Annotated in this window: 9 protein-coding genes; 2 read left to right on the top strand and 7 right to left on the bottom strand. The window is 44.6% G+C overall.

The annotated features are described in order from the left end of the window. Positions 1-123: 123 nt before the first annotated feature. The 4 genes from FLAVO9R_RS14995 to FLAVO9R_RS14980 form a co-directional block, all read right to left on the bottom strand. Positions 124-3,054, bottom strand: coding sequence for a glycoside hydrolase family 31 protein (locus tag FLAVO9R_RS14995; RefSeq protein ID WP_232370665.1), 2,931 nt, complete (start codon positions 3,052-3,054; stop codon positions 124-126). Positions 3,055-3,080: 26 nt separating this feature from the next. After that, complete coding sequence (locus FLAVO9R_RS14990; RefSeq protein ID WP_159532590.1) at positions 3,081-4,784, bottom strand: DUF5597 domain-containing protein; 1,704 nt, start codon at positions 4,782-4,784, stop codon at positions 3,081-3,083. 99 nt (positions 4,785-4,883) lie between these two features. Further along, positions 4,884-7,784: a TonB-dependent receptor gene (locus tag FLAVO9R_RS14985; protein WP_159532588.1), complete on the bottom strand. Its 2,901-nt coding sequence runs from the start codon at positions 7,782-7,784 to the stop codon at positions 4,884-4,886. Between the two features lie 61 nt (positions 7,785-7,845). Next, positions 7,846-10,356 carry a glycoside hydrolase family 95 protein gene (locus FLAVO9R_RS14980; protein WP_159532586.1) on the bottom strand — a complete coding sequence of 837 codons (2,511 nt, stop codon included), beginning with the start codon at positions 10,354-10,356 and terminating at the stop codon, positions 7,846-7,848. A 273-nt stretch (positions 10,357-10,629) separates the two neighbouring features. On the opposite strand from FLAVO9R_RS14980, the gene FLAVO9R_RS14975 reads away from it, so the two are divergent. Continuing rightward, positions 10,630-11,895, top strand: a complete 1,266-nt coding sequence (locus FLAVO9R_RS14975; protein WP_159532584.1) for a helix-turn-helix domain-containing protein — start codon at positions 10,630-10,632, stop codon at positions 11,893-11,895. Positions 11,896-12,029: 134 nt separating this feature from the next. Here FLAVO9R_RS14975 and FLAVO9R_RS14970 read toward each other — a convergent pair whose 3' ends face one another. Further along, positions 12,030-12,266, bottom strand: a complete 237-nt coding sequence (locus FLAVO9R_RS14970) for a hypothetical protein (protein WP_232370664.1) — start codon at positions 12,264-12,266, stop codon at positions 12,030-12,032. Positions 12,267-12,501: 235 nt separating this feature from the next. Between FLAVO9R_RS14970 and FLAVO9R_RS14965 the strand changes: the two genes are divergently transcribed. After that, entirely contained in the window at positions 12,502-13,839 is a 1,338-nt protein-coding gene (locus FLAVO9R_RS14965) for an MATE family efflux transporter (protein WP_159532582.1), read from the top strand. Positions 13,840-14,077: 238 nt separating this feature from the next. On the opposite strand, the gene FLAVO9R_RS14960 is transcribed toward FLAVO9R_RS14965, so the two are convergent. Both FLAVO9R_RS14960 and FLAVO9R_RS14955 read right to left on the bottom strand, forming a co-directional pair. Next, the gene (locus tag FLAVO9R_RS14960; protein ID WP_159532580.1) at positions 14,078-14,323 is read right to left on the bottom strand and encodes a DUF4235 domain-containing protein; all 246 of its coding nucleotides are present in this window, start codon (positions 14,321-14,323) and stop codon (positions 14,078-14,080) included. A gap of 118 nt (positions 14,324-14,441) precedes the next feature. After that, positions 14,442-14,609 (bottom strand): DUF1328 domain-containing protein, encoded by a 168-nt coding sequence (locus tag FLAVO9R_RS14955; RefSeq protein WP_159532578.1) that lies wholly within the window; start codon positions 14,607-14,609, stop codon positions 14,442-14,444. Positions 14,610-14,625 lie beyond the last annotated feature (16 nt).

Below are 14,625 nucleotides of genomic sequence, written 5' to 3'. Positions count from 1 at the left end.
GATTGCCCCGGCGACATTCTACAGCGCTTTAAAGCGTTTGAATCACCTATAGGTAACACGGTCACCAGCCCCTGTTCGCCCAGATTTGGCGTTGGTGGGCAAGCAGGGGGGCAACACAGTCATCTACGGCGTTCTTGTGAGTGAGACAGTTTTACCTGAATAAGTGATTGTTGTCGCTGGCTTTGCGTCGAAGTTATCAGGCACAATCCCTTCTGAAATCCAACGAATGTGATAAGTACGGTTTTCTAACACACCTTCAAACGTGCCTCGCCTTTCACCAATAGTGAGGGTTTGCAGGCTTTCGTCGTAAGTCAGTGGAATATAGCTGTACTCACCGCTTTCATAGTCGTATGTTTTGCCGTCATCTTCGTAGATCTCGAACGAGCCGTCAGCGCCAGTGAATACATTGATGGTATAAGCGCCGGTTGGCTTGTCGTAAACGTACTGAATGTTTTCTCCGGTCGGGATTATAGCGCCGGCCTTTACATACAAGGGCATTTTGACGAGCGGTGCATCCGCTTTGATAGTTTGACCTCCGGTGTATTTCTCGCCGCTATAAAAATCATACCAGTCGGTGCCAGCAGGTAAATAAACGTCTCTAGTACGCGCTTCGTATTCGTATACAGGGTTGATGAGCAACGCTTTACCAAACATGTAAGCGTCGTTTAGGTTTATGGCAATTTTGTCTTCTGGGAAGTCCATGACTAATCCGCGCATCATCGTGCCATCTTTGTGGTATATGTCACCCGCAATAGAGTAGATGTAAGGCATTAAGCGATAACGTAGCTTGAGGTAATACACCATACTGGCATAGGCCTCAGAGTCTTCGTCGGCGATATTAAAGATTTCGCGATACGGATTTTGACCATGGGAGCGGAACAGTGGAACAAATGCACCAAATTGAAACCAGCGGGTTTGCATTTCTTGCCATTGTGCTTGGTATTCTTTAGCCATCTCTGAATAGTGTCCAACAAAACCATTCGGACCTGTCCTGTAGTGATCTTCTGGTGTAAAGCCACCAATGTCCATGGTCCAGTTAGGTACACCCGCTAAACTCACCCCGACACCTGCGGCAATTTGTTCTTTCAGGTTTGACCAGCGAGGTACTATGTCACCACTCCAAATTGCACTACCGGTGCGTTGAATTCCGGCAAAGCCGCTGCGCGTTAGGATAAAGCTGCGCTTGTGCCCGTCAGTTTTTCGTTCACCTTTGTATACCCCTTCGGCGTTGGGCAATGCATAAGAGTTAAAGAACTCAGCGCCGCTACCAACAGAGAGTTCGTTCATGTTCTCTTTGCGCTTCTGGTAAGATAAGTTTGAATGTATATCTGGCTCTGAAGCATCTAACCACCAAGCGTCAAATCCTTTAACGTTCAGTTTTTCATTGAGTTGACGCCAAAAAATTTGTTGCGATTCCACGGGATACGGATCGTAGAAACCATTTAAGTAACCGGGCGCTATCCAGTCTAGGTTTTTCTCTTTCAGGACATTGTTGGTCAACATGTAACCTTTGGCATCTAACTCTTTGTAATTATCGGTTGTTGGATAAAATTTTGGCCAGATGGAAATCATGATAGTGGCATTTAAATCATGCACTGTTTGTGTCATTTTGATTGGGTCTGGGAAGTACTGCGGATCAAAGTCATGGCTGCCCCAGGCATCGCTTGGCCAGTAAGACCAGTCGAGTACGATGTTATCGATTGGTAGTTGGCGCGCGCGGTATTCTTTTAATACGTTGAGTAATTCATCTTGCGTCTTATATCGTTCGCGGCTTTGCCAGAAGCCATAGGCCCATTTAGGCAGCATTACAGATTTGCCTGTTAGGGTGCGGTAACCGGAAATAAGCGCATCTTTGTTTTCACCAACAACGACGTAGTAGTCTTTGGCTTTGCCCGTTTCAGACGTGAAAGAAAGACTGAAACGGTCATCTTTGGGTTGCGGGTCGCTGTGCGCTAAGCGAAAGAAACCGTCTTGAGAGTCCCAATCGATGTTAATCGCCACCTTTTTGCCTTTCTCCAGCTCAATTTCAGTGTTGTGGTACCAAGGATTCCAGTTCATCCGCCAGCGGTTGAGCAACTCTTTACCGCCAATTGACAATGTAGCGTAACCACTGTTGTACATCCGGAATCGATGTAATCCAGTGGCTTTGGCTTCGATGCTACCGGTCCATACCACTCGTGGTTGCTTAACGTGACTAACTTCCTGTGGCATTGGTTTTTCACGTACCGAGTTGTTGCTAAGAAATTTATAGTCTGGATCAGATTCAACGCGGCTAAAAACTAACGTGTCACCGTCGTAGTAGTTTGCTGTTAAGCCACCTGGGTTGCCGTTGGCATCGTATAAAATTAACTCTTGGCCTAAACCTGTTGCTGGTTGTGGATCACCAAAATTGGTAATCGATGCGTTGTCCCATAACACGCCGTAATTACGCGTAGAAATAACGTACGGAATGGCGATTGATAAGTTATGAGTAAGCAGACGAACTGATTCGCCAGCGTAGTTAATTTGCCCATTTTGATGTTGACCCAAACCGAAGAATCCTTCGTCGCTTCCTCTGTTCCACTGCTGATTAATGGCGTAAGAGTCGAAATCTGGGGTGATGGTTTCTTGCGTCACTGTGCTAAATTCACCGCTATTTTCTTCGCTAAGTAAGATTTCCCCCGCTGCATTTTTTACGGTGACTGTGCCGTTTATTAGTGACACTTCCGCCGTCATTTCTCGTGTTCTAAGTTGTAGTAAGTTGTTTGAGCGCGCCGTGGTAAATTGACCAGCAGCAGGCATATTCACAATCAGGCTATCGGCCACAGCATTAAGCTTGCTATGAGGAATTGCGGTGACACGGATTATATTGTCGGCCATCACTTGCAAGCGAACCGCTTTGGCTTGGCCTTGTGTGGGGGTCACAATCACCCCGTGCTCTATATGCTGAACGGTACCTGCACTTTCGACTTGTGCTGATGAAGTTTGCGTTGCATCTTTTGAACATCCTGACAATACAGTGATAGACATTAAGCCTAATGCGACACTGTGAGCGAGTAGTTTTTTGTTCATCATAATTAATAGTCCAATTTGTGTTCTTTTTAGTGTTCGTAAGTTGCCATTTTGATTTTCAAAATGTGGTGCTCTGATGTGAAATTAAGGCCCCAATCGGTTTGGTCACCGTTCCAAACCCGTTCAAATACCCATGTACCCGCGTCATCAAAATAACCCTCCTCCACGCGGTCGATCATAAATGGTAAGCCATCGATTTCGTCAGAAGGGGTAAGCTCAACGCGGCAACGAACGCCTGTGACCAAATATTCGTTTTCAGAAAGTTTGGCGATTAGTGCACCACCTGATGATGGGTCATTGCCCTTTGGCGGCGAAATCCAAAACATCGGACGACCATAGGTTACGGTTGCTTTCCAACGACCTAGATCGAGTTCTTGTGTATATTGCTTTGATTTTTCTTGGGCTAGTGCTGCAGATACTTCGGCGTTCCAAACTGCTTGGTCTTCGGCTGTGTTGAGTGGCTCTGCAACTCCCCATGTTTCAGTACTAAAGCTGAGTTCTGCCCACGTAGAAGACCACGATTCCATGAGTGCGTAATTGTCGGCAAATGGTTTGATGGTGGCATCGCTCATGTCTTTAGCGCCCAATGGAAAGTTAACGTAGTCGGTATAGTCCATACCGAATGGCGCAAACCCAATGCCTTGCTGACCGAGTGTAGAAAAGAAGTAGCGAGCGTAGGGTTGGTCGTTACCAATTTCCGCAACAAACAAAGGGTTGTCTGGTCGCGAATACAGCGCTAAGACTGCGGCCACGGTTTTATAATCCCTAAAATAAATATCAGGCGAAATCATGTCGATGTTAGGTGCCGCTACTTTCCATAAATCGATAACGTTGTCGGTTGGGCCTCCCATGGAATATCCCTCTCCTGGGTTGAACGGATTTCGCAACGCCACGTTTACGTTCATGGGCAGGTTCTTGATTTTTTTGCCAGCGGCCGCAATTTCATCTACGTAGGTGCCGATATGCCAAGCATGGAAGAACTCGTCGGCATCTTTGCCAAATACTTGTAGCCACGTGCCTGAGGGTTTACCTAAGGCATCCGTTAATTGTTTAGGGACTGCTTGCTCAAACACTTTTTGCGCCATTGGCGAAAAGTCACGTTTAGCGCCATAGGTGCCGACTTCGTTTTGCACTTGAACCATAATGACTTGATGTGTTGGATCGTTATCGCGTAAGTAAGTCATTAGGGCTTTAAAGGCCGTTTTATCTGCATCAAGTGTGCTTCTTGCCAGAGGGGACAGAGAGTTAAGGATCTTTCCGTCTCTAGTGATCACTCTCGGATATGTTTTGTTGTCTAACTTAACCCAAGAAGGCGCGTATTTAGGTGAGTTGTTTTTCCATGTGGCAAACCACAGTAACACCACTCTTACATCACGTTCTTTGGCCTCGGCTATCAAAGTGTCTAGGTAGCTAAAGTCAAATTTACCTTGCTCCGGTTCAATCTGCTCCCAAGCAACGGGAATACCGAGTGTGTTAGCGTTCATTTTGTCAAACACGGGCCATACGTCATTTAGTGCACTTGGATAGTTGGCTGAATTATTGGTTTGAGCTCCCAACAATAAATAAGGTTTTCCATCGACCTGAAACTGGTGGCGCCCCTCTTTGCTAATGACTTGGGGCAGGGCTCTAGTGGAGTTGCTTGGCGAGTCGTTGGTTACAGGTAAGGTACTTTGACAGCCAATTAGAATGAGACATGTTAAGGTTGTTGCCAATACGGGTAACTTTAAATTCATAACTTTTTAGCTTTAATAAGGTTAAACGAATTAATCTCAGTCACTACAGCACTGGTTTTGCCAGTGCTGTAGGTTGATTTCATATTCAAGAGGTTGAATCTAGAGTTCAAAGTTACCGCGAATAGACAGCGCATAGCGGACGTCGTTTGCGTGGAACGTTGAGCGATAGTTACCCGATGCATTTTGCTTAGTTTCGATTTCAGTTACCGTGTTCAATATGTTGTTGGCTTCAAGTACAACCGACAGGCTGTCATTGATACGGTAAGATACTGAGCCGTCTAAATAGCCCGCTGGGGCGTTGTAAACGGGTAACGCGTATGTACCGCCATCAATTCGGTTACCGTTGTAACCATTAGGTCCTACTGAAACTAAGTACTCACTACGCCAGTTGTAAGCAAAGCGCACAGAGATATCACCGTACTCATAAATACCGATGAGGTTTAATGAGTTTTCTGACAACGCAGCAAAGGGCTGTGTGTCGTATGTTGAGCCGTCAGTATCAACCGGTGATGCACTCAATTGTGTATCTGTACTGCTATCGATATAGGTGTAGTTTGCTTGTAGACCTAGGCCATTAAATGGTGCGGGAAGGGAGTGGAAGAAGTGGTTAACCGAAAGCTCCAAACCTTTGATATCGGCTTCAGCGTCACTAATTGGCCATCTGGCATTATACGTATAACCGCCAAAATCAACCTGTGAATCCAGCGTAACCTGGTAACCGGAAATATCTTTGCTGAAAAGCGCGACGTAAGCTGAACTGTCTTCTGCGTAATACCACTCTAACGAAACGTCAAACTGGGTTGACTCCATAGGGTCTAAATAAGGGTTCGTCGAAGACTCTAAAGTTAGGTTGTAGTCTTCGGGGCCAATTGGCAGGCACGCTGTTGCATCACCACTGTTACATTCATCCTTCAGCGATGCATTCAGGTTTATTGAGGCTGCAAGCTTGTTAAAGTCTGGCCGAGCCATCGCTTTAGATGCTGCAAAACGAAGTAATAGCTCATCAGACAGCTCTACTTTTATGTTTAAACTTGGCAACCAGTTATCGTAGTTGTGTTCGGCTTCAAGCGGTTCCGCTCCAGTGCCTGAACCTCCGAATAAATCAACTTCAGGGTAAGTTAACGAGCCATGCGCGGTGTTGTCGGTTCTTACATAACGAATGCCAAAATTACCCGTAATTGGATAGGAAAAGTTATCCAATGAGAAGTTAGCCATTGTATAGGCTGAATAGGTTTTCTCTGATTGGTTATTTTGCCAAGCTTGGTCATTCAGGTTGCGCTGATTCCAGTATGCCCAACCGGCCCAATCGGCGTATTCAAACCTGCTTTGTAAATCGTTAAAGCTGTTAGGGTAGTCAAGTGCGAAGCTGCGCAGCGGCGCAAAAATATTGGAAGGTGATGTAACTTCGCCGCCAAAGAAATTTTCAAATTCATTTAGGCTCAACGCCGAAGAGTCGGGATAGATGTTCTCAGTACCGCCTGTAATTCCGCCTTGTAACCATGCAGGCGCCAACGGACTCCAGTTGTAACCTGTGTCGGCGTTATTTGAATTCGCTGAGCTGTAACGCACACCAAACTTAACACTTTCAATAACGTCATTTTCTAAGAAGTATTCAACATCTACATCCGCGGCGGTCATGTCAGCCGTTTTGTCATATTGGTTGTCCATGATAAAAGCCCAATAATAATTACTTGGGTCGGCCAAGTGGGCGCTATCTGACATGATGACCGGCAAGTCTCCGGTTAAGTCTACGTCTAGGTAAGGAATGGTAACTTCCAACGCAACTGTTGAATCGAGTCCTTCAGAGGTGGAGTCAACGCGTTGAAGTGACGCGTCAATAGCAAAGTGATCGCCAGCATATTCATAAGCCAATGCGAAATCTTTGGTTACTGCATTTTGTACCGCTGCACGAATATCAGAGCCCATTGGCATAAAGCCACCCTGCTGCGTGATGCGCCCTTTTCTGAAGGCATTATTGCTGTCGTACAGACTGTCTTCTGAGGCTAAAACACCACTTGGATCATTTTGCACGAATATGGCATCTTCGCTCCATGTCATGTCGTAGTCACTGCCGAAATAAGTGAAGGTAAACTGGTGATCTTGATTAGGCGCAAATTGTAACGCAACGTATGAACCGTTGCGTTCACGCTCGAAATACAACGAACGCCAGTCAGCGCCGCGTGGCAGATAAACGGTTTCGTCTTCATGACCGGCAATACCGGTTCTAGGGTGGAAATCTCTTACGTAGATGGAGTCGTTGCGAGTAGATAGTTCAGAGTGAGCAAAGTCTACGAGTAGACCAAACTTGGCTTCGTCGTTTAGTTCCCATGTATTAGAATAAAGAACAGAGTACGCGGGTTTCACCTCATCAATGATGTCACCGTAGTTGCCGGTTAAGCTAAAGGCGAATCGCTGACCACTCTCTTGGAAAGGTAATCGAGTAACGAGATCTATGGTACCACTGATCCCGCCCTCGATTTGGTCGGCAGATGGGCTTTTATATACGTTAACTGCTTTGAGCAGCTCCGGTGGTACGTCAGCAAAACTTAGCACACGGCCACCATCAGCACTGAACGTATTGCGCCCGTTTATTTCAGAACGCACTTGAGTTAAACCACGAACAATAACGCCATTACCTTCAACAGAGAAACGTTCGGGGTCGCCTAAACTCATGTATCTGTCCATACTGACACCTGCTACGCGTTGCAAGGTTTCAGTGACACTCCTGTCGGGTAATGCACCAATATCATCGGCGCTGATGCCATCCATAATTTTATCTGAACCCATTTTGACTTGTTGGGCTGAAATAACACTGGAACGAATGCCTTTTACATCGATTACTTCTATGTCTGGGTCTTCGACAGCGTCTTTTTCATCGTCTGCGGCGTAAGCTATGGTGGGCAGTAATAGGCCAAGTGCAGCTAACACACTAATTGTCGTTTTTGTCCTGGCATAACTTGCTAAGCTATAGGTTTTATTTTCTGGGTATATGTTTCTCATATATAAAATCCCTATCGATTTTTATTATCTACTAGGCTAATGGCTTTATCGTTGTTTATATTTAATTGCCACTGACAAGTAACTCGGTTACTTGGTCTGCAGCAGAACTAAATCTGATTTTGTTACTGGCTAAGCGCTCGTAGGGTACTGGTAGATTTAACCGCATTAGTGCAAACTCTCTGGCAAGCTCGCTATTTTGTATTTCTATTTTTCCCTTACGATTGGCACGAAACACCGCTTTGGTGAGCGCGTTTTGTTGCCATGTCATAGCGACTTCAATATTACCTCTGGCTTTAATACCGGTTACGCTGCCGTGTGGCCATGCGCTCGGCAACGCCGGTAGTAATTCGATAGTGCCTTTATGACTTTGTAACAGCATTTCGGTCATGCCTGAGGTTGCGCCGAAGTTGCCATCGATTTGAAAAGGCGGATGATTGCACCAAAGATTATTTAACGTACTGTGCATTAATTGTTCTGATAACAGTTTGTGGGCGCGGTCACCGTCGTATAAACGAGCCCAAAAGTTGATTTTCCACGCCTTGCTCCAGCCCGTGCCACCGTCTCCACGCGCATTCAATGTGGTGCTCGCCGCTTGAGCAAGTTTTGGCGTTTCGGTTGGCGAAATTTGACGTCCAGGATGCAAAGCAAATAAATGAGAGACGTGACGATGCTGACTGGTTTTATCATCCACATCTTGTTGCCATTCTTGTAATTGCCCCCAACGGCCAATTCGCAATCCTTGATCAAGTCGCGCAATGGCTTTCGCTAATCGTTGTTCAAAATTATGATCTTCCAACAACTGCGCGGCTTCTTTTGTGCTAGCGAACAATTCAGCGATGATTTGTTGTGACATTGCTGCGCCAACGGAAAAGTTGCCGTGTTCAGGTGAATAACTGGGAGTGGCAACTAACAAACCGGAGTTAGCGTCTTCAACCAAGTTGTCGAGCCAGAATTCACTGGCTGATTTCATGATTGGATATGCTCGCTGAGCCAAAAAGGTACTGTCTTGATTAAATTGATAGTGCGAGTAAAAGTGCAACGACATCCAAGCGGCCGCTTCTGGTTGCCAAAATGCAGTCGGCCAATCAATTAGGCCTATAGAACCCCATGGATTACTGTTAAGGAATACCACCCAACCAGAAGATTTAAATAATCGCTCAGCCGCTTGGCTGCCAGTCACCGACAGGTTTTCCACGAAATCAAACAAAGGGGGCAGGGTTTCTGGCAAGTTGGTCATGTTTGCCAGCCAGTAATTCATCTGCAAATTTATGTTCAAGTGGTAATCCGCGCTCCATGGTGCCTGGCTGTCTTTATTCCAAACGCCTTGCAGATTAGCGGGTAAGCTGCCCTTGCGCGAAGAGGCAATTAATAAATAGCGACCATACTGATAGTAGAGATGCTCTAACGCGCGATTTAGCGTGACGTTGTCAGACGGATACCCATTCAACAATTGATCAGTAGTAATAGCATCAAGAACGCTGCGGTGGTTTTGTTTTGAGCTAGCGGATTGGCTTTGCCCAATATCCAGACTGACACGATTAAAAAGTGTTTGGTAGTCGTGAAGATGGCGCTGTTTCAATTGGGGGTAAGGATATTTGTTGGCGGCTTTATATTGCTCATTGACTCGGCTAATTGCCGACTCGCCACGATAGTTTGGGTAGCTAAGCTGATAGTTTGTTGCCGCTGTGAGTTTTAAGGTCACGCTGTCGGCACCTTTTATATGTAATTGGCCATTAGAAATGTGCAGCGATCCTCGCTTTGTCTGTGCACTTAAAATTGCCGCATATTCAAGTTGGTTGTCGTTTAGCTTGCCGCTGACTTCAACGCTTCGAGGAAACGCTGTGCGTTGTGTGTAGCTGCGATTGTCGGGTACGTTAATTCGAGCAGAGACTGTAATTGCATTTAGGTCGGTTGATGAAAGGTGCACGACCAGGCTGTTATCGGGATAGCTTACAAAATACTCACGAGTAAAATTGATACTGTTCACTGAGTAAGAAACGCGGGCTGTGGCATTGGCTAAATCGAGACTTCTTTTATAGTTGGTGTAGCTGCCATGCGTTTTAGGAAAGCTGAGGATCAAATCGCCAAACGATTGAAAACTGCCATATCCTGTTTGCTTGTGTCCTAGTTGCTCAGACACCTCGCTTGGCGTTAAATTGAGCCGTTCTCTCAATTGTTGTTGTACTTTTTTGATGGTTACGGAGAAGTCGCTGGAATTCTCTGGAAATCCGTACTGGTAATCTTCAGAAGAATTCGGGCCACCTGTCCATAGTGTTTTTTCGTTAAATTGAATTTTGTCGAGCAAGGGCTGCCCTAATATCGCTGCGCCTACTTTTCCATTACCTAATGGCAGAGCGTCATTTTCCCAATGTTCACCGGGGGTATCGAAGTGCAACGTTAGATCTGCATGTGTATTTGCGTTTTTTGACGCAAATTTTTGGGGGACCGTACTTGCCGACGCTGTTGCTGATGCGCCCAAAAAGGTTAACCATGCACAGCATAAAACCTGAGCTAAAAACACAGTGGCGTGGGATTTGGTTTTGTTGTTAACGATAACCTTTATACTGTGCATTTCTTGATTGTTATTTATTTGTGAAAATTGTTATTCTGAGGATATTGTGAAGCCGCGAAAAATTTTAGTTCTATTGGCAAAAAAGCTGTTTCTGTGCGAATAGTTAAACTTTTTTATGCAAAAAGTATAAGATTTTTTAAAGTTGCATTAATGGTTTCACGCTGAATTTCGGGGAGCTTAATTTTAACAATGTCGTTGTCATTATTTGGTTCAAGCTGTATTACTTAAATTGGATGTTTATTAGTGTCTGGTTTTGAAAATGGTTAGATTAGGATGATTGTTTTTTTCAAAAAAGCGTTACTTGTTGTGATAAGCCTTTTAGTGCTAACGCTTATTTTAGGTTTTGCAGCATTCAATTCAGCTTTTTTGAATGAGCCTTTATTGTCTTCACAAAGTGAAAATGGCAAGTATAAATGGCGAGCCGTTCCGTATTCAGATTCTAAGGAAGGAGGCCTGTCTACGATTGAAATTGCTGATGACAATTACAGCCTTAATTTCCATTTAAACTTAGTGAGTGATGACCGAGAAGGCTACAGTCCGTTTGCTTTGGCGGAAATGGTATTTTTGAATCAAAAAGGGCACCCCAATACGGTTGACCTATCCAATTACGATTCTGTTAGCTTTGATGTTAAGTGTTCCCCTAACAATATTTTAACGTTTGCCTTATACACGGTAGATGAAAACATAACGACGATTGACGACCCGCGATCACAGCGAATATCCACGCGTTACTTTAACTGTAACGACACATGGGAAAAGCATGACATCGACTTGCACTTACTCGATACACCGGAATGGTGGTACAGACAATATAAGTCGGAGTTGAGTAAACAGGATTACAACATTCAAAAAGTCGCCAAACTCTCCTTAGGCAGTTCGATTCAGAGTCCATTGAGCGAGCGAGCCAACGTAAATGTAATGAACATGGAGTTACACGGGCGCGACTGGCGATGGGTATATATCTTTATTCTTATTGCAACGATGGCTTGGATTGGAACCTGTATATGGGTGCTTAAACTGCGTACTAAAGCGCTGTTAAAAGAAGTGATAGATAAAGTAAGAAAGGATCGCCCGTTAATCGCGTATCAGCAATTGTCAATTGAGCCGCAAAAGAATCGTGAAAAAAGCGCCTTGTTGAAACTGATGGCCACTGAATATGCCAATGCCGACCTTCAAGTAGATACTGTCGTTCAACGAACGGGTATTAATCGCAACAAAATAAATGAGATATTAAAAAAAGAATTGAGCCTGACGTTTAGCGCATATTTGAATAAGTTGCGCCTGAATGAAGCGGCGCGACTACTTGCTGATAACAAAGCAGTAAATGTGTCTGAAATTGCTTACACCGTAGGCTATAAAAACGTGCCTTATTTTAATAAGTTGTTTAAAAATGAGTACGGTTGCAGCCCCAAGGTATTCAAAGAGGCATGTGCCGATAAAAAAGAAGATACTGGCGAAACTGATACAGTTGAAGGCCATGCGATAACTCAAAAAACAGCGAAGACGCGCTTAATTAGAAAAAAACTCGCCTCAAATTAGCACAAGATGCGAAGCACGTTAGTGTTCTGATTTGAGCGATGGTTTACCTATAAAAAGAGTGGGGGAACTGCTTTCGCCGATCTATTTAAAGCCCTATCAATTCTTTTATAATCCGCTCAACTACATTTAACTATTTACTCGGTGGCAAAGCTTGCCAGTGACTCTATCCGTTCACCACGTTTGTTACCATCCATCACAAGGGTTTTAACCAGTCCGCCATCACTGTTATCAATGCCTTCAAAGCGGATGCTACTGCCGTTGTTGGCGAAGAAGTAGCCGTTGTCGGTATCTAACTCAAGATATAACTGAGACATAAAGCCTTTATCTGCGCCGCCATGGCCAAAGCCCAGAATTTCACCGTTTTCATTCATATTGAAAAAAAGCCTAAGCCAACATAAGGGCCTCATGGGTTGGCGTATTGTTGGTTAAAATTACCCCATCAATCAGTCTCCTATGTGAGTTAAACAATAAGGACGGCAGTGCCAAAGCGGCAGAACGCACTGCGACACTTCGAAAAGTAATTTTTTATTCTTGATAGAAAATTCTTCCTGTGGGCTTAAAAATCGGTATGTTGTTGCGGGTATTCGTTATAGCTGAGGAGCCGAAATGCAAGAAGCCACCAAATCTGAACCATCGTTGACGGAAGGCGCTATTGTCGGTCATATGGTGCGGCTTGCTATCCCGGCATCAACGGGCATGATCTTCAATACATTGTATAACCTGACTGATATTTGGTTTGCGGGCTATTTGTCCGATAACGCACTTGCCGGTTTATCCATTGCTTCCAGCGTTTTCTTCTTACTGCTATCTATTGGTATTGGCATTCAAACTGGGGCTTCTGCAATGATTGCGCCGGGGGCGGGCAGGGGAGAAACCCACGAAGTGAAAGGCTGGCTAGATAACGTTAGCGGCCTTGCCATCGCCTTTAGCGCGGTGTCGTGTGTTTTAGGTTATTTTGCTGCCCGCCCGCTAGTGGTTTTACTTGGCGCTGAACCTCATATCGAGCCCCTTGCGATGGAATATTTATGGGTAACGGTGACGGGTTCAGTAGGCTTCACCTTATCTTTCGGTGCGGCGGGCGCGTTAATGGCACTAGGCGATACCAAATCTAACCGAAATGCACTCATGATTGGTTTTTTTGCTAATTTTGGGCTGAACCCCTTCTTTACTTTCGTACTCGACTTAGGGGTAAGCGGTATAGCGCTAGCCACAGTGGTGATTAAGTTTGCCACCGCGTTTTACCTATTCCGCGTATTGATGAAGCGTTTAAACATATCGATAATGCCCACTTTTGATAAAGAGCGTTGGCAAAAGCTACTTAAACAAATTGTGCCCGCTAGCTTCAATATGCTCACCATTATTTTAGGTGGTTTTATTACTGTGGCACTAATCGGTCAATTTGGTAGTGAGCATGTGGCAGGGTATACCGTTGGGCTGCGTCTAGAGCAGGTGTTGTTACTTCCAGCGTTAGGGTTAAATAGCGCGGTAATGGCCATAGCGGGCCAGAATATGGGCGTAAATAACTACGACCGCGTGGCTGAAACGTATCGCAAGGGGTTATTAATCGGTTTCTTTATGGCGATAGTGTCTATTCCCGTTATGTATTTTCTATCGCCGCTGGCAATGAGCCTTTTTACTAACGACAGTGCCATTAAAAATACAGGAATAACGTATCTTAGAATTGATACATTAGCCTTTTATGCTTACGTGGTCTTGTTTCAAAGTGTGGCTATATTGCAGGCAATGCAAAAACCTATGTTTCCCATGTATTTAGGTATTGCGCGTCAACTCATTGTGCCCGCTTCAATAAATTATGTGCTGATTATAGTGTGGGGCTACCCCATGGTGTCTATGTTCTACACCATCGTTACTGTGGTTATTTTAAGCGCTATCATTGCATTCTTTTATACCAGAAGAGAGATAAACGGGTTTAAGTGCAGATAGCGCATGTAGCGTAAATAGTATTAAGAGTAGCTCAGCTGTACTAGCAACCAGAGGCGGGTTAATAAAATAGGCATTGGGATAAATAAGGTGATGTGGTGGTTACACGATGAATTGTCTTGTATTCAATCTTGAAGGTTTATTTAACAGTAATGTTATGGGGAACAGGCCGAAAATTTACCCAACGTTTCGATACCTCTTATAAGCGCTTACACTTTTAAGAGGTATCAATTTGGCAGTGTTATTTCGACTGGCGTTTGTCCAGTACATATTGAACGGCCATTCTGGCAACGCCTGCTCCAATACCTGACACTACAGCCCACGTTACGGCCTCTTTAAAATCTGTGTTTTCACTTCCTTTGTCTTTCGGGGAGGGGGCGTTAGTTACCTTTTCCCACGACTTTTGAAGCGTTTTTCTTGCTAGAATTCCCGCAGATGCAGCGGCAAGCCCGATACCTACGTTCGTAATGCGTTGTTTATTGCTCATAATGGTCTCCATTGATGAAGCGTAAATTAAAAAAAACAGCCATTCATCAAATGACTAATGGCTGTTTAATGCAGACTCTCGCAAAGTCTTAAAACCAATTTTTTAATTCGGCTTTCGTTTAACTTTTACCCCTGACCATATTCATAACAATTGAAATGATCAGTAGGATAACGAAAACACCGAATATAATTTTGGCGATACCCGCTGCAGAACCAGCAATTCCACCAAATCCTAAAACTGCCGCAACTAATGCAACTACTAAAAATATTAAAGCCCAACGTAACATAATGTATCCCTTCAGT

It is taken from the genome of Alteromonas sp. 38, from assembly GCF_902506055.1.
Lineage (GTDB): Bacteria > Pseudomonadota > Gammaproteobacteria > Enterobacterales > Alteromonadaceae > Alteromonas > Alteromonas lipotrueae.
The sequence above is the reverse complement of the archived record's forward strand: the minus strand, read 5'-3'. Positions and strand labels throughout refer to the sequence as shown.